At 61.2% G+C, this 22,140-nt stretch carries 14 protein-coding genes and 3 pseudogenes; 13 read left to right on the forward strand and 4 right to left on the reverse strand.

Going from position 1 to position 22,140, the window contains the following annotated elements; genetic code table 11:
- Positions 1–170: 170 nt before the first annotated feature.
- The 4 genes and pseudogenes from AC07O1_RS29070 (at position 171) to AC07O1_RS29085 (ending at position 4,899) form a co-directional block, all read left to right on the forward strand.
- Positions 171–953: an efflux RND transporter periplasmic adaptor subunit gene (locus tag AC07O1_RS29070; protein WP_495091037.1), complete on the forward strand. Its 783-nt coding sequence runs from the start codon at positions 171–173 to the stop codon at positions 951–953.
- Positions 950–2,269 carry an efflux RND transporter periplasmic adaptor subunit gene (locus AC07O1_RS29075; RefSeq protein ID WP_495091038.1) on the forward strand — a complete coding sequence of 440 codons (1,320 nt, stop codon included), beginning with the start codon at positions 950–952 and terminating at the stop codon, positions 2,267–2,269. The genes AC07O1_RS29070 and AC07O1_RS29075 overlap by 4 nt, the downstream gene beginning before the upstream one ends.
- Positions 2,270–4,366, forward strand: coding sequence for a site-2 protease family protein (locus AC07O1_RS29080; protein ID WP_495091039.1), 2,097 nt, complete (start codon positions 2,270–2,272; stop codon positions 4,364–4,366).
- A 17-nt stretch (positions 4,367–4,383) separates the two neighbouring features.
- Positions 4,384–4,899, forward strand: a pseudogene (locus AC07O1_RS29085) (GNAT family N-acetyltransferase).
- Here AC07O1_RS29085 and AC07O1_RS29090 read toward each other — a convergent pair.
- Positions 4,892–5,203 carry a hypothetical protein gene (locus AC07O1_RS29090; RefSeq protein WP_495091040.1) on the reverse strand — a complete coding sequence of 104 codons (312 nt, stop codon included), beginning with the start codon at positions 5,201–5,203 and terminating at the stop codon, positions 4,892–4,894. The pseudogene AC07O1_RS29085 and the gene AC07O1_RS29090 sit on opposite strands and share 8 nt — an antisense overlap.
- Before the next feature lie 17 nt (positions 5,204–5,220).
- Positions 5,221–5,352: pseudogene (locus AC07O1_RS29095) on the reverse strand (phage tail protein); the annotation flags it as partial.
- A 172-nt stretch (positions 5,353–5,524) separates the two neighbouring features.
- Here AC07O1_RS29095 and AC07O1_RS29100 point away from each other — a divergent pair.
- The 4 genes from AC07O1_RS29100 (at position 5,525) to AC07O1_RS29115 (ending at position 17,694) form a co-directional block, all read left to right on the forward strand.
- Positions 5,525–7,117, forward strand: a complete 1,593-nt coding sequence (locus AC07O1_RS29100) for a glycosyltransferase family 39 protein (protein WP_495091041.1) — start codon at positions 5,525–5,527, stop codon at positions 7,115–7,117.
- Positions 7,118–7,341: 224 nt separating this feature from the next.
- Positions 7,342–8,178 carry a sulfotransferase family protein gene (locus tag AC07O1_RS29105; RefSeq protein ID WP_495091042.1) on the forward strand — a complete coding sequence of 279 codons (837 nt, stop codon included), beginning with the start codon at positions 7,342–7,344 and terminating at the stop codon, positions 8,176–8,178.
- A 52-nt stretch (positions 8,179–8,230) separates the two neighbouring features.
- A complete protein-coding gene (locus AC07O1_RS29110) occupies positions 8,231–16,135 on the forward strand; it encodes an Ig-like domain-containing protein (protein ID WP_495091043.1) in 7,905 nt (2,634 codons plus the stop codon).
- Positions 16,136–16,176: 41 nt separating this feature from the next.
- Positions 16,177–17,694, forward strand: a complete 1,518-nt coding sequence (locus tag AC07O1_RS29115; protein WP_495091044.1) for a TolC family protein — start codon at positions 16,177–16,179, stop codon at positions 17,692–17,694.
- A 35-nt stretch (positions 17,695–17,729) separates the two neighbouring features.
- Here the strand turns inward: AC07O1_RS29115 and AC07O1_RS29120 are convergent, their stop codons facing one another.
- Together AC07O1_RS29120 and AC07O1_RS29125 are read right to left on the reverse strand one after the other, a co-directional pair.
- Entirely contained in the window at positions 17,730–18,491 is a 762-nt protein-coding gene (locus AC07O1_RS29120) for a slipin family protein (RefSeq protein WP_495011082.1), read from the reverse strand.
- A complete protein-coding gene (locus AC07O1_RS29125) occupies positions 18,491–19,861 on the reverse strand; it encodes an NfeD family protein (RefSeq protein WP_495010944.1) in 1,371 nt (456 codons plus the stop codon). Before AC07O1_RS29125 ends, AC07O1_RS29120 begins: the two co-directional genes overlap by 1 nt.
- Before the next feature lie 235 nt (positions 19,862–20,096).
- Here AC07O1_RS29125 and AC07O1_RS29130 point away from each other — a divergent pair, with 235 nt between their 5' ends.
- The 5 genes and pseudogenes from AC07O1_RS29130 (at position 20,097) to AC07O1_RS29150 (ending at position 22,048) form a co-directional block, all read left to right on the forward strand.
- On the forward strand, positions 20,097–20,561 hold the full coding sequence (locus AC07O1_RS29130; RefSeq protein WP_494995714.1) for an aminoacyl-tRNA deacylase: 465 nt from the start codon (positions 20,097–20,099) through the stop codon (positions 20,559–20,561).
- A 167-nt stretch (positions 20,562–20,728) separates the two neighbouring features.
- On the forward strand, positions 20,729–20,974 hold the full coding sequence (locus AC07O1_RS29135; protein WP_494995715.1) for a DUF2789 domain-containing protein: 246 nt from the start codon (positions 20,729–20,731) through the stop codon (positions 20,972–20,974).
- Between the two features lie 125 nt (positions 20,975–21,099).
- Positions 21,100–21,339 (forward strand): type II toxin-antitoxin system Phd/YefM family antitoxin, encoded by a 240-nt coding sequence (locus AC07O1_RS29140; RefSeq protein WP_495091045.1) that lies wholly within the window; start codon positions 21,100–21,102, stop codon positions 21,337–21,339.
- Positions 21,340–21,375: 36 nt separating this feature from the next.
- Positions 21,376–21,462, forward strand: a pseudogene (locus AC07O1_RS29145) (type II toxin-antitoxin system mRNA interferase toxin, RelE/StbE family); the annotation flags it as partial.
- Positions 21,463–21,769: 307 nt separating this feature from the next.
- The gene (locus AC07O1_RS29150) at positions 21,770–22,048 is read left to right on the forward strand and encodes a hypothetical protein (RefSeq protein ID WP_494994481.1); all 279 of its coding nucleotides are present in this window, start codon (positions 21,770–21,772) and stop codon (positions 22,046–22,048) included.
- Positions 22,049–22,140 lie beyond the last annotated feature (92 nt).

The raw sequence follows: 22,140 nt of genomic DNA on the forward strand, positions 1-22,140 counted from the left end.
CGCATGAATTGTCCTTAATCCTGAAACCCATGAACTCGAGGGCTGCGATCATACCGCGCTCTGATGAAGGCGTATCCGCGGCAACCCGATTTTCCGGGCAGTGATGGCTTATTGCTTGACGCTTACCATTGCTGTCTTAGACTCCGCGCATCCGTCAGGGAGTTACGGCTATGCGGCGTTTTCGTGGATTGGGTTTCGGATTGATCTGTCTGGGGAGCTTGGTTCAGGCGCAAACGCCCGCACTAGACGATCCGCTGCTGGATAAAAGTTCGGCCACTGCGCCGATGTCGATCACCAACGAGGCCCGCGGCGTGTTGCGCGCACGGGATCAGGCGATGCTGGCGAGTGAGCTTTCCGGGCGCATTGTCGAGTTGCCGTTCAGCGAAGGCGAATCTTTCAATAAGGGCGACACCCTTGCCCGCTTCGATTGCTCGGCCTATCAGGCCCAGCTCAATGCCGCTCAGGCTGCCAATCGTGGTGCCAATGAAGAGTTGGCGCACAATAAGCAGTTGGCTTCGCTGAATTCGGTCGGGCGTTTTGAAGTGGCGCGAGCCGAGGCCAAACTCAGCGAAACTCAGGCGCAATCTCAGGTTTATCAGGTTCAAGTCAAACGCTGCAGCGTGGTCGCGCCATTTGACGGCCAGGTCGTCGAACGCAAGGTTCAGCGTTATGAAAGCGTCGCCGCCGGTGCACCGCTGCTGGACATCGTCGACAACCGCAGCCTGGAAATCCACCTGTTGGTGCCGTCGCGCTGGATGGGTAAACTCAAGCCCGGGCAGACCTTCAGCTTTGTTCCCGATGAAACCGGCCAGCCACTCGATGCCACGGTCAAACGCCTCGGTGCGCGGATCGATGAAGGCAGCCAGACTCTGCTGCTGGTCGCAACGCTGCCCAACGCCAACGGTTTGCTGTCCGGGATGAGCGGCACGGCGCGCTTCGCGGAGCTCAAGTGAACGCGCCCGTCGCGGGTGGCGCCGAGCAGGTCTTCGCGCGCTTTCTGGAGCTGGAACGCCAGACTCGGGCCGCGCGCACTACCGAGCAACTGGCCTACAGCTTGGCCAACGACGGTCAGGCCCTGTTCGGCTTTCGTCACGCGGCGCTGGTGATCGCCGGCAAGGTGGGTGCGGTCACGGGCGTCAGCGCCGTGGAGCCGAATGCGCCGTTTGTGGCGTTCGTCGAGCAGGCGGTGGCGCAGCTGTTCAAGCTCGACCTGTTGAAACAGGCACGGGTCATACCGGCCACGTCGTTGAGCAGTTCGATTCAGGCCGACTGGCAAAGCCTGTCGGCGGCGCAGGTATTCTGGCTGCCGCTGATCGATCATCAGGGCCAGGTCTTCGGCGGTCTGTGGCTGGCCCGCGATGTGCCGTGGAATCCATCCGAGCAAGTGCTGTTGTCGCAACTGGGCGACACCTTCAGTCACGCCTGGCTGGCACTGCAACCGCGTCAACCGTGGCGCCTGCGCTGGACTCGCAAACGCCAGGTCGCCTTGGCGGCGGTGCTGTTGCTGGGATTGTTGATTCCGGTGCGCCAGTCGGTGCTGGCACCGGCCGAAGTCGTGCCACTCGGTGGTCGGGTGGTGGCGGCGCCACTGGACGGGGTGATCGCCGAGTTTCTGGTCAAACCCAACCAGAACGTGAAGACCGGCGACTTGTTGCTGCGTTTCGAAGGCACCACGCTCAAAGCCCAGGCCGATGTCGCCGACCGTGCCTTGGGCGTGGCGGAAGCTGAGCTCAAGGCCAACGCCCAGCGCGCCTTTGCCGACGCCGAGTCGAGTTCGAAAATTGACTTACTGGCGGCACGGGTCGAGCAGAAACGCGCCGAACGCGATTACGCCCGTGAGTTGCTCAAACGCAGCGAAGTGCGCGCCGAACGCGACGGCATTGCGGTGTTCGCCGACGCCGAACGCTGGACCGGAAAACCGGTGCAGACTGGCGAGCGGTTGATGGAAATCGCCGATCCGAATCAGGCGGAATTGCGCATCGAACTGGCCGTCGGCGATGCCATTGCACTGGAGCCGGGGGCGCAAGTGGCATTGTTTCTCGACAGCGACCCGTTGCAACGCCATCAGGCCAAACTCGAACGCTCGGCCTACGAAGCGCAACCGACTGCCGGAGGGCAGTTGGCGTATCGGCTCGACGCCAGCTTCGAAGTCGCGCCGCCGCGTATCGGCTTGCGTGGCACGGCGAAAATCTTCGGTGATCGCGCGCCGTTGGCGCTGTACCTGTTGCGCAAACCGCTGGCCGGTTTGCGTCAAAGCGTGGGCCTCTAGATGACATTGCCCAGTCTGCGTGCCGATTTACAGTTGCAGATGGCCGCTCCGGCGCTGGATGGTTCGCCGCGCTGGACCTTGGCCGACCCGCTGCGCGGGCGCTACTTCAAACTCGGCGCGGCGGCCATGCGCTTGCTGCGTCATTGGTCATTGGGTGACCCCGAACAGGTGTTGCGCGCCGCCAATCGCGAACCGGGTTTGCCGCTGGACGTCACTGAGCTCGAGCATTTGCTGGGTTTTCTGCGGGCCCATGACCTGATCGCCGCCCTCGACCCACAGCAGCGCGCCAGTTACGGCATCAAGGCGGCCGCGCAGCGTCAGAGTGTGTGGCAGATTCTGCTGCACCAATACCTGTTCTTCCGGATTCCGCTGTGGCGCCCCGATGCTTTCCTCAATCGAGCCTGGCCGTGGCTGGCGCGTTTTGGCCCCGGTGCGCTGCGCTATGGTTTGCCGCTGACGCTAGGCCTGGGGGTGTTTCTGGTGTCGCGGGACTGGCAGCGTTTTATCGCGACGTTCCCGCACTTGTTCAGCCTCGGCGGTGCGCTGGCGTTTGGGGTGGCGCTGTTCTTCGCCAAGCTGTGTCACGAGTTCGGCCACGCCTTTATGGCCAAGCGTGCCGGCTGCCGGGTGCAGAGCATGGGCGTGGCGTTCATGGTGTTGCTGCCAATGTTTTACACCGACGTCAGCGATGCCTGGCGGGTCAATGATCGTCGCGCACGCTTGCTGATCGGCGCGGGCGGGGTGCTTGCCGAGTTGCTGCTGGCGTGTATCGCCTTGCTTGCCTGGTCACTGTTGCCGGACGGGCCGGCCCGCACGGCGGCGTTCATGCTCGCCAGCGCGACCTGGCTCACCACGTTGGCGGTCAACCTGAACCCGTTCATGCGCTTTGATGGTTATTTTTTGCTCAGTGACTTCTGGGAGGTCGACAACCTTCAGGGCCGGGCATTTGCCTTGTGTCGTTGGCGATTGCGTGAGGCGTTGTTCGGCTATGGCGAACCGGCACCGGAGCCCTGGTCGCCGTCGATGCAGCGACGTTTGCTCTGGTGGGGATACGGCTCGTGGCTGTGGCGCGCGGTGCTGTTTTTCGGGATTGCGCTGGCGGTGTATCACCTGTTCTTCAAGTTGTTGGGGATCTTCCTGATGATGGTTGAGCTGGTGTGGTTCATCTTCTTGCCGATTGCGCGCGAGTGGCGCGAATGGGGGAGCCGCCGCGAACAGGCCCATGGGCCGCGGGCGTTGCTCAGTGGTTTGGGGTTGCTGGCGGTGATTGTGCTGCTGGTGCTGCCGTGGCGCAGCGCGGTGGAACTGCCGAGCATGCTGGAGGCTGGCCGCGTCAGTGCCTTGCATGCGCCGGTGGCGGCACGGGTCAAACAGCTGAATGTCAGTGACGGGCAGGTTGTCGCCCAAGGTGATGTGCTGATTGAGCTGGAGTCGCCAGACCTGGACTCGCGTCAGGCCATCGTGCGCCGGGAAATCGAGATCCAGCAATTGCAGATGCGCCGTCAGGCCGGGCGCAGCGAAACCGCCGCCGATGCCGGAATCGTCGAACAACGGCTGGCGGAAGCAGTGGCTGAATATCGCGGGTTGGCGGCGCAGCGCGAACGCCTGCTGTTACGCGCACCGCAGGCCGGCCAGGTGCGCGATCTGTTGCCGCAACTGGCCGTTGGCCGCTGGTTGTCGCCCAAGGACACCCTGGCCCGGGTCGTCGAAGAGGGCGCACGACTGCGCGGTTATCTGGCCGAGGCCGAGCTGTGGCGGGTTACCCCTGGTGCCACGGGCCGGTTTATTGCCGAAGACCCGATGCACCCGGCGGTGGCGGTCGAGCTGAGTGAAATCGATACCAACGGCGCGGCGGTTGTCGATCAGGAAGCGCTGACGTCCGACCACCACGGACCGATCGCCGTGCGCCGCGATCAGAGCCAGCGCGCGGAGCCTGTGCAGGCGCAGTACGCGGTGCGGCTCAAAGTCCTCGACAGCATTGCCACCCCGGTGCAGCCATTGCGCGGAGTGGTGGTGTTGCAGGGCCGCAGTGAGTCGTTGCTGGGCACCGCCTGGCGCCGATTGGCGGCGTTGGGCGTAAGGGAGAGTGGTTTTTAGCGCAGGGAGATTTCGCGATGCTGAACAACAATGCCAATGCCGCGGACAGTTTGGTGGTGCGCCCGTCGCGGGCGACTGACGGGCCGTTTCTGGAAAGCCTCTATCATGCGGCGCGCCCCGATCTGCAATGGATCGACGGCGAGCGCGATTTGGTCGAGGAGGTCATCGCCCAGCAGTTTCAGGTGCAGGAGTAGGGCACTGGGGAGCGCTTCCCCAACGCAATGCACTATGTGGTCGAGAAGCTCGACACCTCGATTGGCGCCTTGAGCGTCGAGTTTGGCAGCAACGAAATTCGCGTTCTGTACCTGGCGTTCATTCCGGCTGCTCGCGGCAAGGACTATGGCCGCACGGTGCCACAAGGCGTACAGAAAGCCGCCGAGCAGGTCCGCTGCCCGGTGAGCACGGTGGTCTGGGCCAGCAACCCCCACGCCCACCAACATTACCTGGCGTTGGGCTTTCAGGTCGAAGAGCAAAATCCGGCGGCCGAGCGGCTGGTCTGGTATCCCGGCCAGCCTCAGATGCGGGTCAGTTGAAGGTGATGTAGAAGTACGCCCGGCCGGCGTCGCGCCCCAGAGCCGGTGTGCGCGATACAAATATACCCTCGGCCCGGCCCGGCTCAGGCAGGTCGATAGCACAGGGTCCATCGACGAACGAGGTGGACTGTGAGCTGCTCAAGGCCACGCCAAAAGGCATTCGGCTGCTCTCTGACAGGCGAGCCTTGGGCGCGTCCTCTACCGATTCGATGACCACGGGCAGTTCGCTGCCATCCTCCAGGTACAGCAGGCTGAGCGTTCCCAGTAGCTGTCGGAAGTGGTTGCTGTTGATCTGTTGCTGCATATTCTGGCTCCAGAAAAGTAAATGGTGCCGAGCAAGGCGAACAGCGCCTGGAACTGGCTGACTTGCATGATTTGCCCATTGCACAACGCCCAGCCGCTGGGTGGATAGTTGAACGCGAAGGTTTGAATGGTTCCGGTAAACACTTCCATGGTGGTTCTCCCTGTGTTTTTGGAGGAGGCTTGGCCTGTTGGCAGACCACCGATCAGCGTAATCGCGGAGACGAATGCCGCTACATTGCGTGCGTACGGGGAATGGGGCAGCATCCACACCCAATTCAAGGTCCAAGCTTTATAGGACCTTTTCGATCACTCAGGGGGATGGATGGAATACCGTAAAGAAACAGAGCTTGCCGGCAAGCCTGATGAGCGTTCTGTGCGCACTCGGCTGACAGCCTCGGCGCGTCTGTTTCAGTGGCTGACCGATTACGGGATCTGGCCCATTCTGGCGCTGGCGACGTTCGTGCGGTTTTACGACCTGACAGCGGCGGCCATTTGGGGCGACGAAGGCTCCAGCCTGCTGATGAGCCAGTATTCTCTGTCCGGGATCTGGTTTCACGCGGCCCGCGATGTGCATCCACCGTTCTACTTCATGGTGCTGCACGGTTGGATCGAGCTGTTCGGCGACGGCATTCTCTCGATTCGCAGCCTGAGTGCGCTGCCGGGGATCGCCACGGTGGCACTAGGCGTCTGGCTGGTACGTTTGATCGCCAATCCGCGGGCGGCGTTGCTGGCAGGGTTTCTGTTGGCGCTATTCCCTTCGGCGGTGCGTTACAGCCAGGAAGTGCGGATGTATTCGCTGCTGGGCCTGTTACTGCTCGGCGCGACGATTGCGCTGGTGTATTGGGTCAAACAGCCCCAGCGCTCACGGTATCTGGTGATTTACGCGCTGTTGATGGCCGCCGCGTTTTACACCCACTATTTCACGGCCCTGTGTGTGATTGCTCACTGGTTGTACCTGCTGGTGCTGCGTGTGCAGCCAAGCAACCCATTGCGACATATCAGCCGCCTGGGCTGGTGGCTGACCAACGCGGCGATCGTGCTGCTGTTTCTGCCGTGGGTTCCCCAGCTGCTGAATCTGGTTCAGCACATGCCGGAACTCAAGGCCAGCGGCGATGTGGGCTGGGAGGATCCGGTTACCCTTGGCTCCCTGCCATCCATGGTCTGGACCTTCATGATCCAGGGTGATGACGACAGCCTCCCCAAGTCGGTGTTTATCGCACTGCCAGTGCTGTTGCTGGGTGTGATCGGGTTGACGGTGCTGCGTGATCGTAGCGTCTACCGCTGGAGTGCCTTGCTGGCGATTTACACGGTGGTGCCGCTGGTGCTGGTTTTCCTGGTGTCGTTCATTTCACCGGTCTTCATCGAACGCTACCTCACGGCCTATGCTCTTGGCTTGCCGCTGGTGGTTGCATTGGCTGTCGATCGTCTGCTGAGCGGTTATCGGGTCGCGGCCCTGGTGCTGCTCTTGCTGTTTGTCGGAATTGAAGGGGTGGGCCTGAAAAACAACGCGACCGTCGATCCGAATGACCAGATCAACGTGACGGTCGAATTCATCAATCAGCATTACCAGCCGGGCGATCAGGTCGTTATCAGCGATCTGCTCTGGTACATGCCGTACGTCTACTACGATCGCACCGACGTCCAGCCGCGGCTCTTTACCCCGGTTTTGGCCAACGGCACGTCCAGTCGCCCGAATGCCTACGGTTTTGGTACGCTGGTCGAGGAAGCCGCCGACAAGATCTACCTTGATCGCCTCACCGATCTGCTGCCCGGAACGAACCGTGTATGGCTGTTCAGCACGGCCGACCAGCCTGATGAGTTCGCGCCACTGCCCGAGGGCTGGCAGAAAGTCAGTGAAAAAGTCGCAGGCAATGCGCGGGCGCGGTTGTTTGTCATCAACAGTCCCAAAAAATGACCAACGCCCTTGCAGGAGCGCGGGGCACCTGGCCTTGTCAGCTCCTGCAGCGATGGTGCGCTGAGGACGGTTGCCGGCTTAAGCGTTTCACTCTGTCCGCTGGCGTTACAACCGCACCTTTCACAAGGTTTTAGTTCCGATTTGATATCAAAACACCACTAGTTGGATCCATTTTCGTAGGCTACGCTTTGTCCTACAAAAGGACTTCCGACTACGGTGAAGGGATGCAGCAGTTCCACTTTATCTCCGGCTTGCCGCGCTCAGGCTCGACCCTGCTTTCTGCGATTCTGTTGCAGAACCCGCGTTTTCATGCCGGCATGACCAGCCCCGTCGGATCGCTGTTCACCAGTGTCCTGGAACAATGCAGTGCCGGCAGCGAATTTGGTGCCGTCATCGACACCCCACTGCGCCGTCGTCTGTTGCACGGTCTGTTCGATTCCTTCTACGCCGATCAGGCAGACACACCCGTCATCTTCGACACCAATCGCCAATGGTGCGCGCGCCTGCCTGCACTACGGGAACTGTTCCCGAAGGCCAAAACCATTGCCTGTGTGCGCAATGTTGCCTGGGTGATGGACAGCCTTGAGCGTCTGTACCGCGCCAATCCGTTCGAGAACACCAAGCTGTTCAATGACGAAATCGAGCGCAATACCGTTTACAGCCGTTGCGAAACCCTGGCTCAGCGCAATCGTCTGGTGGGTTTTGCCTGGACCGCGTTGAAAGAGGCGTATTACGGCGAAAACGCCGACTCGCTGTTGATCGTTGATTACGATTTGCTGAGCCAGGCCCCTGACCGGGTCATGCGGTTGATCTACGATTTCATCGGCGAACCCTGGTTCGAGCACGATTTCAACAACCTCGCCTATGACGCGCCGGAGTTCGATCAGGCGCTCGGAGTATCGGGGCTGCACAAGGTCAAACGCACGGTCGCACTGGAACCCCGGCGCACGATCCTGCCGCCGGACCTGTACGATAAATACGCAGAATTGTCTTTTTGGCACGATGGCTCCGCCAGCGCCGCCAACGTTATTCGTATGAAAGCCGAAACCGCGATCAGTTGATTACGGCTTTTTTATTTGCGCGCAAATAAAAGTTCGAATCCGGGTGAGCAATATGTGGTGGAGCAAAGGCAAGTCGCAAACATCCCCAGGCGCACGCGTCCTGGCATCGCCAATGATCATGTCGCTGGAACCGCGAATGCTGTTCGACGGCGCAGTGGCGGCCACGGTTGCCGATACTGCCGCCCAAGCCGACAGCCACGCCACGGCGGACACTGCGAAGTCACCGGTTGCCGACCACCCGGTGGCCAGCAAGGACACCCACGGTCAGGCGGACAACACGTCAGCGGCCACGCCCGCGCCTGCTGCGACGCCCACCGCCGTGCCCGGTCAGAGCGTGGTGTTCGTCGATTCGCGTATCAAGGACGCCGATAGCCTGCTCAAAGGTGTGGCGCCCGGCACCCAGGTGGTGCAGCTCGACGCGACCAAGGACGGCTTGCAACAGATCGCTGATTATCTGGATACCCACCACGGCGTGAGTACCGTGGAAATCATCGCCCACGGCAATAGCGGCGACTTGTGGCTGGGCGACACTTACCTGGCGGCCGATAACGTGGCGGCTCGCAGCGCGGTGCTGGCGCGCATCGGTAATGACATGAACGTCGGCGGTGACATTCTGATCTACGCCTGCAACACCGCCGCAGGTGACAAGGGCATCAGCTTTGTCGACTCGCTGGCGCAACTCACCGGGCGCGATATCGCCGCGTCGAACAACCGTACCGGCGTGGGCGGTGACTGGGATCTGGAAATTGCGTCCGGCACCATCGAGAGCCATAACGTGCTGTCGGCCCAGTCCATGGCTGCGTATCAGTACAGCCTGGCGACCCTGACGGTCACCAACAACGGTGACAGTGGGATCGGCTCATTGCGTCAGGCGCTGAGCGATGCGGCGGTGGGTGACACGGTGACGTTCAGCACCACCATGACGGTCAATCTGAACGCGCAACTGACCATTACCAAGAACGTCACGCTGGAAGGTGACCTGAACCATGACGGCATTGCCGATGTGACCCTCAACGGTCAGTACAAGACCCGAGTGGTTCAGGTCGCTTCCGGGGTCACTGCGACCTTCGACGGGCTGATCATCAAGCAAGGCCTGGTGGCCGGCAATGGTGCTGCCGCCGGTACGGACGGCACGGCGGCCATGGGCGGCGGTATTTTCAACGCCGGCAACCTGACCCTCATGAACGTCACCGTGACCAGCAACGCCGCTTCGGGCGGCGGTGGCGGTGGCGGGGTCACCTCACCTTACGTCGGTGGCGCGGTCGGCGGCGGCGGCGGCGGTGGCGGTGCATTGGGCGGGCAAGCCGGCGGTCATGGTGGCACCTCCGGTTTCGGCACGGGTGTGTACGGCGGTACGAGCGGTAGTGCCAACAAGGGCGGTAACGGTGGCGGGTACAACCCCAACTACATGGGCGGTCGCGGCGGCGGCAGCAGCGGTGGCGCGGGCGGCCCGGGGGTTGCCAACTACAGCAGCGGTGGCGCGGGCGGCACGGCGAACAACGGCACGATTTCCATCGGCGGTGGCGGTGGCGGCTCCGGTTGGGACAAGCCCGGCAGGGCCGGTGCTTCGGCCGCGGGTGGTATCTATAACGCTTCAACCGGCACCTTGACCGTCGTGGGCACCTCGGTGATTTCCAACAACATCGCCGCCGGTGGTGGCGGTGGTGGCGGTGGCGGCCTGGGCGGCTCCGCCGACCCCGGTGGCGCGGCCGGTAAAGGTGTCGGCGCGATCTGGAACAAAGGTACGGTATTGATGACCGCCGCCAACTTCGCGGCGCTGTCCGGTAACGTCGGTGGCAGTGGCTCCGGCGGTCCGGCACTGGGCGGCGGTAGTACCGGTGCCAGCGTGGCGGCCGTGAACAATATCTTCAACGACGGCGGCACCGTGAACACCGCCTATGCACCGGCACCGAGCGCTACCATCGCGGTGGCGAACAGCGCCCTGCACATCGGCCAGACCTCGCTGGTGACCTTTACCTTCACTGAGGCGGTGACCGGTTTCACCAACGCCGACCTGACGGTCACCAACGGTACCCTGAGCGCGGTGAGCAGCAGCGATGGCGGGGTCACCTGGACAGCGACCTTTACCCCAAATTCAAGCGTCACCGGCAGCACCAACCACATCGTCCTGGACAACACCGGCGTGACAAGCGTGTCGCTGGGCGCTGCCGGGGTCGGCACCAGCACGTCCAACAATTACGCCGTCGACACTGTACGGCCGACGGCAACCGTCGTGGTCGGCAGTCCTGCGCTGAACATCGGCGGCACCTCCACGGTGACCTTCACCTTCAGCGAGGCGGTGACGGGCTTCAGCCTGGCCGACATGACGGCATCCAACGGCACCCTGAGCAACCTGACCACCAGCGACAATATCACCTGGACCGCGACCCTGACACCGACCGCCGGCAACACCAGCAGCGGCAACGTCATTACCCTGAACAACACCCTCTATACCGATACCGCGACCAACGCCGGTACCGGCACGACCACGTCCAACACCTATACGGTCGACACCGTGCGGCCGACCGCGAGTATCGTGGTGGCCAACAATGCGCTGAACATCGGGGCAACGTCCCTGGTGACGATCACCTTCAGCGAGGCGGTGACCGGTTTCACCAATGCCGACCTGACGGTCGCCGACGGCACGCTGAGCGCGGTCAGCAGCAGCGACGGCGGCATCACCTGGACCGCGACCCTGACCCCGACCTCGTCGGTTTCCAGCGCCGGCGACGTGATTACCCTGAATAATGCCGGAGTCAGCGACACGGCGGGCAATGCCGGTAGCGGCACGACCAGCTCGAATGCCTATAGCGTCGACACCGCGCGTCCGACCGCGACCATCATCGTTGCCACGACCACCCTGGGCATCGGCCAGACCTCACCAGTGACCATTACCTTCAGCGAAGCGGTGACCGGTTTCACCAACGCTGACCTGACCGTTTCCAACGGTACCCTGAGCGCGGTGAGCAGCAGCGACGGCGGTATTACCTGGACTGCGACCTTCACTCCGACGACCAATATCACCAACGCCAGCAACCACATCACCCTGAACAACACCGGCGTGCTGGACCTGGTGGGCAACGCCGGCAGCGGCACCACCGACTCCAACAACTTTGCCATCGACACCCAGCGCCCGACGGCGACGATCGTGGTCGCGAACACGGCTTTAGCCATCGGCCAAACCTCGCTGGTGACCATCACCTTCTCCGAGGCGGTGACCGGCTTCACCAACGCCGACCTGACGATTGCCAACGGCACCCTCAGCGCGGTGAGCAGCAGCGACGGCGGCATCACCTGGACCGCGACCTTCACCCCGGCCGCCAGCATCACCGACACCAGCAACCTGATCACCCTGGATAACACCGGGGTCAGCGACTTTGCCGGAAACACCGGCAGCGGCACCACCGATTCCAACAATTTCGCGATCGACACCGCACGCCCGACGGCCACCATCGTGGTCGCCGACAGCACCCTCACGGTCGGCGAAACCTCACTGGTGACCATCACCTTCTCCGAGGCGGTGAGCGGCTTCACCAACGCCGACCTGACGATTGCCAATGGCAGCCTGAGCGCGGTGAGCAGCAGCGACGGCGGTATCACCTGGACCGCCACCTTTACCCCAACTGTCGGTATCGCCGATGCCACCAACCTGATCACCCTGAACAACATCGGGGTCAGCGACCTGTCCGGCAACACCGGCACCGGCACCACCAGCTCGAACAATTACACTATCGACACCGTTCGGCCGACCGCTACCATCGTGGTGGCGGACAACGCCTTGAAGATCGGCGAAACCTCACTGGTGACCATCACCTTCTCCGAGGCGGTGAGCGGCTTCAGCAATGCCGATCTGACGATTGCCAACGGCACCCTGAGCGCGGTGAGCAGTGGCGACGGCGGCATTACCTGGACGGCCACGTTTACACCGACTGCCAGCATTACCGATGCCACCAACGTCATTACCCTGGACAACAGTGGCGTCACCAATGGGTCGGGCAATGCCGGCAGCGGCACCACCGATTCGAACAACTTCGCCATCGACACAGTGCGCCCGACGGCGACCATCGTGGTCGCGGACAGCGCCCTGGGAGTCGGTCAGACCTCACTGGTGACCATCACCTTCTCCGAGGCAGTGAGCGGTTTCACCAACGCCGACCTGACCATCGATAATGGTACCTTGAGCGCGGTCAGCAGCAGCGATGGCGGCATCACCTGGACCGCCACCCTGACCCCGGTGGCGGGCATTACCGATACCAGCAACATCATCCAGCTGGACAACACGGGGATCCAGGACCTGTCCGGCAACGCCGGCAGCGGCACCACCGACTCCAACAACTACGCGGTCGACAGCCAGCGCCCGACCGCCACTATCGTCCTGGCCGACCCGGCCCTCAAGGCCGGCGAGACTTCGCTGGTGACCATTACCTTCTCCGAGGCGGTGAGCGGCTTCACCAATGCTGACCTGACGGTCGCCAACGGCAGCCTGAGCGCAGTCAGCAGCAGCGACGGCGGCATCACCTGGACCGCCACCTTCACTCCGACCGCGGGCATCACCGATCTGAGCAACGTCATCAGCCTGAACAATAGTGGAGTCGCCGACCTGGCGGGCAATGCGGGGACGGGCATCACCAGTTCGAGTAATTACACTGTCGAAACCCAAGTGCCGACCGCCACCATCGTGATCGCCGATACGGCGTTGAGGGTCGGTGAAACCACGGTGGTGACCGTCACTTTCTCCGAGGCGGTGAGCGGCTTCAGCAACGCCGATCTGACGATTGCCAACGGCACCTTGAGCGCGGTCAGCAGCAGTGATGGTGGCGTGACCTGGACGGCGACTTTCACCCCGACCAGCAACATCACCGACACCAGCAACGTGATTACCCTGGATAACAGCGGTGTCACCAACGCATCGGGCAACACCGGCAATGGCACCACTGACTCCAACAACTACGCCATCGACACGGTGCGCCCGACGGCGACCATCGTCGTCGCCGACAGCGCCCTCGCGGCCGGCGAAACCTCACTGGTGACCATCACCTTCTCCGAGGCGGTGAGCGGTTTCACCAACGCCGACCTGACTATCGCCAACGGCACCTTGAGCGCGGTCAGCAGCAGCGATGGCGGCGTCACCTGGACCGCGACCCTGACCCCGGTGGCGGGCGTCACCGATACCAGCAACCTGATCACCCTGACCAACAGTGGCGTCAGCGATCTGGCGGGTAATGCCGGCACCGGGACGACCGACTCAAATAATTACGCGATTGACACGCAGCGGCCCACAGCCACCATTGTGCTTGCTGACACAACGCTGATTGTGGGCGAAACGTCGCTGGTCACCATTACCTTCTCCGAGGCGGTGACCGGCTTCACCAACGCCGACCTGAGTGTGCCCAACGGCACGTTGAGCCCGGTCAGCTCCAGCGATGGCGGTATTACCTGGACGGCGACCTTTACCCCGACGGCCGGTGTTGCCGACGCCACGAACCTGATTACCCTGAGCAACAGCGGGGTGGCCGATCTGGCGGGCAACGCGGGTACCGGCACCACGGATTCCGGCAACTTCACCATTGACACCGTGCGCCCGACGGCGACCATCGTGGTGGCGGACACCGCGCTGAAAGTCGGTGAAACATCGCAGGTCACCATCACTTTCTCGCAAGCGGTGAGCGGTTTCAGCAACGCCGACCTGACAATCGCCAATGGCACACTCAGCGCGGTCAGCTCCGGCGATGGCGGCATCACCTGGACCGCAACGTTCACGCCAACCAATGCCATTACCGACAGCAGCAACCTGATCACGCTGGACAATAGCGGCGTTCAGAGCGCATCTGGCAATACCGGTGTTGGCACTACCGATTCGAACAACTATGCCATCGATACCGAGCGTCCAACCGCAACTATTGTGGTCGTCAATCCGGTGTTGCCAGTGGGTGAGACCTCTCAGGTGATCATCACCTTCAGCGAAGCGGTGAGCGGGTTCAGCAACGCCGACCTGACGATCGCCAATGGCACACTCAGCGCGCTCAGCAGCAGCGATGGTGGCGTGACCTGGACGGCGACCTTCACCCCGAACGCCAACATCAGCGACGCGACCAACCTCATCACCCTCAACAACAGTGGTGTGAGCGATGCTGCCGGTAACGCCGGAGCGGGGACGACCGACTCCAACAACTACGTTATTGATACCCAGCGTCCAACCGCGACCATTGTGGTCGCCGACAGCGCACTCAAGATCGGTCAGACCACCACCGTGACCATCACCTTCTCCGAGGCGATCAGTGGTTTTACCAACTCAGACCTGAGCGTCGCCAATGGCACGCTGAGCGCGTTGAGCAGCAGCGATGGCGGTGTCACCTGGACGGCGACGCTTACGCCAACCGGCAATGTCACCGATGCCAGCAACCTGATCACCCTGAACAACGGCGGTGTGAGTGACTTGCTCGGCAACGCCGGGAGTGGCACCACCGACTCGAACAATTACACCGTCGATACCGTGCGCCCGACGGCGACGATCGTGATCGCTAACCCGATTCTGGCGGTGGGCGATTCCTCGACAGTGATCATCACCTTCAACGAAGCGGTAAGCGGCTTGGACAACAGCGACCTGACGGTGACCAACGGCACGCTGAGCGCGTTGAGCAGCAGCGATGGTGGCGTGACCTGGACAGCGACGTTCACCCCGAACGGCAATGTTAGCGACGCGACCAATCTGATCACCCTCAACAATACCGGAGTCAGTGATCTTGCCGGCAATGCCGGGACGGGGAGCACCGACTCCAACAATTTCATCATTGATACTCAGCGTCCGACGGCGACCATTGTCGTGGGCGACAGCGCTCTGCGCATCGGTCAGACGACCACCGTGACCATCACCTTCTCCGAGGCGATCAGTGGCTTTACCAACTCAGACCTGAGTGTCGCCAACGGTACGCTGAGTGCCCTGAGCAGCAGCGATGGCGGTAAGACCTGGACGGCGACGCTGACTCCGACCGGCAATATCTCCAATACCAATAATCTCATCACGTTGAACAACGGCGGTGTGATTGACTCGGTCGGCAACGCCGGGAGTGGCACCACCCAGTCCAACAACTACGCCATCGACACCACACGTCCAACCGTCACCAGCATCGTGGTGGCTAACCCGGCGTTGACGGTGAATCAGACCTCACGGGTGACCATTACTTTCAGCGAAGCGGTCAGCGGCTTCGATCTGACTGACCTGAGCGCGACCAATGGCACCTTGTCCAACCTTTCCAGCAGCGATGGTGGCAAAACCTGGACGGCGACCCTGACGCCAACGGCCAACGTCAACAACGCCAGCAATCTGGTCAGCCTGAACGGCAGTGGTGTGACCGACCTGGCCGGCAACTCGGGCGTAGGCACTACGGATTCCAATAGTTATTCGGTCAACACCATCGCCACCAGTGGCGACCCGCAATTCAGGGTTGATTCTCCAGTGGTGCTTGCGGACCCACCGAATGTGCCGCTGCAACCCATCGTTTTCACCCCGCCTACGGGCAATCTCGGTTCGCCGCTGGCCTTTACGCCATTGTTCGAGCAGCGTACTTCGGGCGATGGTTTACCTCCGGTGGGCAGCATCTTCATCAATAACGGCGCCCTGGCACCAAGTTTCATCGCTCAGGTGTTCAGCAGCGAAAGCGGCGGGAACGGTGCGGCTCAAGGCTTCCTCGGCTTTGGTGGCGGTGATGGCGGGGTGTTCGGCAGTAGCACGCTGTCGAGCCTGTTCAATCAGGATTCAGGCTCGCAAAGCGGCTCGTTCAATGCCTTCGACAGCCATTCAATACAAGGCGGCGATGTCTCACAAGGCTTGCGCGGGGTGTTCGGCGTGCCGACGTTGGGCCAGCAATTGCAGCAAATGAAAGACACCGAGCAACGGCAGATCCTGGATCTGGCCGCGGCCTTGCAACAGGTCGGCATCAGCGAAATGCAGGCCTGAAACAGACTTAATACAGGGCTGGACCCGGGGGTAAGCCAAGGATGAGAAGAAGTCATAAGTTGTTTGGTGTCAGCCTGCTGGCGGTGATGGTCAGCGGATGCGCAATCAAAAGTGAACCGATCGAACGCAGTGTCAGCGAGCAGCGCGCCAAAAGCGATTTGCTCAGCATGTACAAGGATCAGGAGCCATTAAGCGGTCCTTTGACATTGCATCAGGCCATGGCTCGCGCGGTGAAGTACAACCTCGAAGGCCGGTTGAAAATCATGGAAGAGGCCCTGGCCAAGCGCCAACTGGACCTCGCCAGTTTTGACATGCTGCCGCGCATGGCGCTGGATGCCGGGTACGTGGGGCGTAACAACGTCAGCGGCTCCAGCAGCCAGAGTGTGCAGACCGGCACCCAGTCTCTGGAGCCCTCGACCTCTCAGGACCGCGACCGCAGGGTGGCCGACCTGACCATGGTCTGGAACGTGCTTGACTTTGGCGTCAGCTACATCAACGCCAAACAGCAGGGCGACCAACGGTTGATCGTTCAGGAGCGTCGGCGCAAGGTGATCAACACCATCGTCCAGGACGTGCGCTCAGCCTACTGGCGTGCGGTAGCCGCCGAACGCCTGCTCAAGCAGATCGACAGCCTGATGGCGCGGGTCGATACGGCTAAGGTCAACAGTCAGAGCATGAGCGAACAGCGCATCGGTGATCCGATACAAGCCTTGGGTTACCAACGCTCGCTGATCGAAGCCACCCGTCAACTGGAGGAACAGCGCCAGGCACTGTCCCTGGCCAATACCGAACTGGCGACCCTGATCAACCTGCCGATGGGCACCTCCTTGACCCTGGCGACCCCGGACGATTACGACATTCCCGAGTTGAAAGTCGACCTGGCGAGCCTGGAACAGGAAGCCCTGACCAGCCGCCCCGAACTGCGTGAGCAGGACTACCAGACGCGCATCAGCGCCGCAGAAACCCGCAAGGCCATGCTGCGGTTACTGCCAGGGCTTGAGTTCTCGGCTGGCGGGCACTACGACAGCAACTCGTTTTTGGTCAATGACAAGTGGGCCGACTACGGGGTGAAAGTTACCTGGAACCTGTTCAACGTGATTTCCGCTCCGGCGGCCATCGATGTCGCCAAGGCCGGCGAACAAGTCGCCACGGCGCGCCGTCAGGCGATGTCGATTGCCGTGCTGGCGCAGCTCTATGTGGCCAACGCCAACTACCGTGAAGCGCTGCGTCAGTTCAAAACCAACCAACAACTGGCCAGCATCGACGGGCAAATCGTCGGCCAATTGCGCAATCGCCATCAAGCGGCCGGGTTGGGTGAGCTGGACCTGATCCAGGGCGAACTGAACACCCTGCAGGCAGATTTGCGGCGTGACCTGTCTTATGCCGATCTACGCAACGCGTATGGACAGATCTTCGCCAGCGCCGGGCTTGATCCGCTACCGGATCAGGTGCAGTCGACTCAGGTCGAGTCGATTGCCAACGCCTTGGCCAGCCGTGAAGCCGCCTGGGCGGCGGGGGATATAGCGGTACCTGTGGCGGCTCATGTCGAACGACAGTAAGTGAATTTACAGGGGGATCGTCAAGCTCACGTACATCACCCATTCGACGATAAGTTCGCCATGCCCTTCAACAATTCGATCGGTAGCGGAAAGACGATGGTCGAGCTCTTGTCACCGGCAATCGCACCCAGGGTCTGCATGTAGCGCAACTGCATCGCGCCAGGTTGACGGCCGAGCATTTCGGCGGCTTGCATGAGCTTTTCCGAGGCCTGCAGTTCGCCTTCGGCGTGGATCACCTTGGCCCGCCGTTCCCGTTCGGCTTCGGCCTGTTTGGCGATAGCACGGATCATCGATTCGTTGAGGTCGACGTGCTTGATCTCGACGTTGGCCACTTTGATTCCCCAGGCATCGGTCTGGGCATCGAGCACTTGCTGGACATCGGTGTTCAGGCGTTCGCGTTCGGCAAGCAGTTCGTCCAGTTCATGTTTGCCCAGCACCGCCCGCAATGTGGTTTGCGCCAATTGGCTGGTGGCCATGAGAAAGTCTTCGACCTGGATGATCGCCTTCTGCGGGTCGAGTACCCGGAAGTACAGCACCGCATTGACCTTCACCGAGACGTTGTCGCGGGTGATCACGTCTTGCGGCGGTATGTCGAGCACCACGGTGCGCAGGTCCACCCTGACCATTTGCTGGACCATCGGAATCAACAGAATCAGTCCGGGACCCTTGACCTGCCAGAAACGTCCGAGCTGGAACACCACCCCGCGTTCGTATTCGCGCAGGATCCGAAACGTTAACGCGGCCAACAGAATCAACAGCGCAATTAGCGCGCCAAAACCCAATTCCAGACCCATGATCATTCTCCTCGTGGTGTCGCCTGCGCCGCGGTCACTTCCAGTAGCAGCCCTTTGCGTGCCAACACCTGAACCCGTTGTCCGGGTCGCAGTGGCATTGGGCTCAGGACCTGCCAGTTTTCCCCTTGCAGCTGCACCCAGCCGTTGTAAGGGTTATCAGGTTGCACGGCGGTCACCGGCGTGACGCTGCCCACCAGCCCGGCATCACCGCTGACGACTTTTCGCTGCCGCGCCCTCATCGCCATGCTCGCCAGTGTCACAAACAGCGCGGAACTGACCACGGCCAGGCCGATGATCAAGGGCAGCGGAATGCCATAACCCGGCACATCGGTGTCCATCAGAATCACTGCGCCCACCACAAAAGAGGCAATCCCGCCGAAGCCGATCACCCCGAACGTCGGTAAGAAGGCTTCCGCCACCATGAACGCGATGCCCAGCAAAATCAGCGCTACACCGGCGTAATTCACCGGCAATAACTGCAAGGCATACAACCCGAGCAACAGGCAGATCCCACCCAGCACGCCGCTGACGCCTGTGCCTGGGCTCATGAGTTCGAAAAACAGTCCATAGATGCCGATCATCATCAGGATCAATGCCACGCTGGGATGGGCGATCACCGACAGCAATTGCGTGCGCCAGTCCGGGTCATGGTTGATCAACGGGGCGTCGAAGGTGTGCAGTTGCACCTCCTGCCCGGCGACGCTAAAGGTCTTGCCATCAAGCTGTTTGAGCAGACCGTTCAGGTCATTCGCCACGTAGTCGACCACCTTGAGCTTCAGCGCCTCTTGAGCCGACAGGCTGACGGCTTCACGCACCGCTTGCTCGGCCCAGTCGACGTTGCGCCCGCGCAATTGCGCCAGGCCGCGGATGTAAGCGGCAGCGTCATTGATCTGCTTGTGGGTCAGAGTGTCTGTGGTGTTTTCAGGCTCTGGATTCTTGTCGGTACGTGGTGCCGCCGGTGGGTTTGGTTGCCCGGGTAGGCCACCGATCTGCACCGGCGTCGCAGCACCCAGGTTGGTGCCTGGCGCCATGGCAGCGACATGGCTGGCATAGAGAATATAGGTCCCGGCACTGGCAGCGCGGGCACCGCTGGGGGCGACGAAACTGGCCACTGGCACGGGGCTGGCGAGGATCGCCTTGATAATCGCTCGCATAGAGGTGTCCAGCCCGCCCGGTGTGTCGATGCCCAGCACCACTAATTGCGCGTGCTCATCGACTGCCTTGCTCAAGCCCCGAACCACATAATCGGCGCTGGCCGGGCTGATCACATCGTTCACCGTAAGCACAATCACCGGGTCCACAGCCCACGCCTGCCCGGTCGGTAACCCGATCAGCAACCACAGCAACACCGCCCGCCATCCACGCTTGTTCATATGACCCTCCCGGAGAGTCATGTGCCATAGGGCCGTCATCTATTCGTTGGCCCTGAACTGGAGTTTAGTTGAGCAATGGGCTGAGCGAATTTTGATCAGTTACGTCGGCAAACCGCTCAGAAGTTTGTTGGGTCAAGAGTGGTCGGTACCCGGTGCACGGCCTAGACTCCTTTAAGGGGAATCAAGTTGTTAACCCACCGTCCGCAAGCAGTTGCTCTGGACACCGAGGTGCATCATGCGTATGGCAAGAACCGTGCATTTGAGCCTGGAACAGGCCCATTGCGAATATGACGTCGTGACTCATCCGCACTCGGCGAGCAGCCTGGAAACCGCCCGGGTGGCGGGTATCCCCGCTGAGCGCGTGGCGAAATCAGTGATCCTCGACGACCACCACGGCCACTACCTGATGGCCGTCCTGCCCGCCAGCCGCCATCTGGACCTGAGCAAAGTCCGTGGCAGCAGCGAATGGCAAATCACCCGCGAAAGCACGCTGGCCCATCTGTTCAACGATTGCGAACGCGGGGCCGTGCCTGCTCTGGGCGAATCCTATGGCATGGACATGATCATCGACCCAATGTTGACCCGCCAGAAAGACATCTACCTCGAAGCTGGCAACCACAACAACCTGGTCCACCTGAGCATGGACCAATACCTGAAAATGGTGCCCCATGCCGAAGTGTGCGAGGTGAGTCATTCATGATGATTGGCAGTATTTGTTATGCAATTTCGCGGGCAAGCCTCGTTCCTGCATCGGACCGTATATTTCCTGCAGGAGCGAGGCTTGCCCGCGATCGATTGCGCAGCAGTCGCAATAAGGTTGTCCGCTAAATCACTGTCTCCCACCCAATCTCATCCCTGGAGCCTCCCATGGAATCACCCACCCACAGCCTGCCATCCCTGTTCAAACAACTTGGCCTGCCCGACGACCCCGCCAGCATTGATGCCTTCGTCGCCACCCACTCGCCGCTAAAACCCGAGCTGCACCTGGCTGACGCCTTCTTCTGGACCAAGTGCCAGGCGGATTTTTTGCGCGATGAAGTGCTGGACGACGCCGATTGGGCAGAGGTGGTGGATCAACTGGATGTGCTGCTGAGGAAGGGGCGGGGGGTGTAAAAAAATCTGAGGAAAACAGGCGAAATGTAAAAAAATCTTGGGTTAAACCGTATTTGTGAGTTTTTTCCGGGTTGCTTAAAAACAATCAGCGGACCAGATTTAAGACCTAAATAGAGGTCTTAATTATGCAAAATGTTCTGGCCGACACGGCCGTCAGTGTGTCCGAGCTGAAGAAAAATCCCTCAGCAGTATTGAGCGGGGCTCATGGTGGGCCGGTTGCGGTGCTGAATCACAATCGTGTCATAGGGTATATGGTTCCGGCCGATGTATTCGAGGCCATGATGGAACGGTTGGATGACCTGGAGCTGGCCGAGCTCGTCCGCGCTCGTAGCCATGAAACGCCGATGCGGTGCATCGGGCGTTAGGGTGAAACAGGTGTAAACCTATTTCAGGACTAGACAGTGATTGACGAGCGAGTAGTCGTCTCGGTGGTAGCCGTTGATAAGCGCGAACGTAGCGCTGTGTACGAACGAGCTAAAAAACGCTAAGAAAAGTCAGCGTCGCGCCCGTTTGGTTGCACACCTCGAACCATCCCCCCTATAGTTCGCCCCGTCGCCGCACATCGGCGACAGGATTTGGCGATCCTCTTTCTATGACGCGTTTCAGCGCACCGATTCCATGCTTGTACCTTATTGGGTAGAGGCATGCTGATCTATGGCGGCTGTGCGCGGGAGACCTTCGAGTCTGCCGGGTTTCGTAGATGACCGGTTCGCCAACCTGCGCACAGCTGCCACCCTTTTTCGTTTGGCGACGATGAATGGAGGCTCCCAAAAAACTATCTACGAGATATACCCAATGACTCCATATCGTCCCCTGACATCCAACCCCACCGCCGCCTCCGTTCTAGCCTTCAACACCCTCGCGGCGACTCATCTTCTGCACGAAACAGCCTGTAGCCGTGTGCGCATTGGCACCGATCTGCTGGAAACCCTCACCTCAGTCACCATCCGCGATATCGACGATCAGGATCTTTATCGCTTGGTCAACGCGGCGTTTGTGTCGTTGCGTGATGGCCTGGACATAATGGAAGAAGTGCAGCATCGCCTGACCGCCCAAGCGTTGAAGGCGACCTGACGTTACCTCTGATCATTCCCACGCTCCCGCGTGGGAATGCAGCCCGTGACGCTCCGCGTCACTGCCGAAGCGGACGCAGAGCGTCCAATGAG

It is taken from the genome of Pseudomonas sp. GW821-FHT07G10 (assembly GCF_059418545.1).

Coding starts and splice junctions, on each gene's coding strand:
- AC07O1_RS29070 (WP_495091037.1), top strand. CDS start 171: ATGCGGCGTTTTCGTGGATTGGGTTTCGGATTGATCTGTCTGGGGAGC.
- AC07O1_RS29080 (WP_495091039.1), top strand. CDS start 2,270: ATGACATTGCCCAGTCTGCGTGCCGATTTACAGTTGCAGATGGCCGCT.
- AC07O1_RS29090 (WP_495091040.1), bottom strand. CDS start 5,203: ATGCAGCAACAGATCAACAGCAACCACTTCCGACAGCTACTGGGAACG.
- AC07O1_RS29100 (WP_495091041.1), top strand. CDS start 5,525: ATGGAATACCGTAAAGAAACAGAGCTTGCCGGCAAGCCTGATGAGCGT.
- AC07O1_RS29105 (WP_495091042.1), top strand. CDS start 7,342: ATGCAGCAGTTCCACTTTATCTCCGGCTTGCCGCGCTCAGGCTCGACC.
- AC07O1_RS29110 (WP_495091043.1), top strand. CDS start 8,231: ATGTGGTGGAGCAAAGGCAAGTCGCAAACATCCCCAGGCGCACGCGTC.
- AC07O1_RS29115 (WP_495091044.1), top strand. CDS start 16,177: ATGAGAAGAAGTCATAAGTTGTTTGGTGTCAGCCTGCTGGCGGTGATG.
- AC07O1_RS29125 (WP_495010944.1), bottom strand. CDS start 19,861: ATGAACAAGCGTGGATGGCGGGCGGTGTTGCTGTGGTTGCTGATCGGG.
- AC07O1_RS29130 (WP_494995714.1), top strand. CDS start 20,097: ATGCGTATGGCAAGAACCGTGCATTTGAGCCTGGAACAGGCCCATTGC.
- AC07O1_RS29135 (WP_494995715.1), top strand. CDS start 20,729: ATGGAATCACCCACCCACAGCCTGCCATCCCTGTTCAAACAACTTGGC.
- AC07O1_RS29140 (WP_495091045.1), top strand. CDS start 21,100: ATGCAAAATGTTCTGGCCGACACGGCCGTCAGTGTGTCCGAGCTGAAG.
- AC07O1_RS29150 (WP_494994481.1), top strand. CDS start 21,770: ATGACTCCATATCGTCCCCTGACATCCAACCCCACCGCCGCCTCCGTT.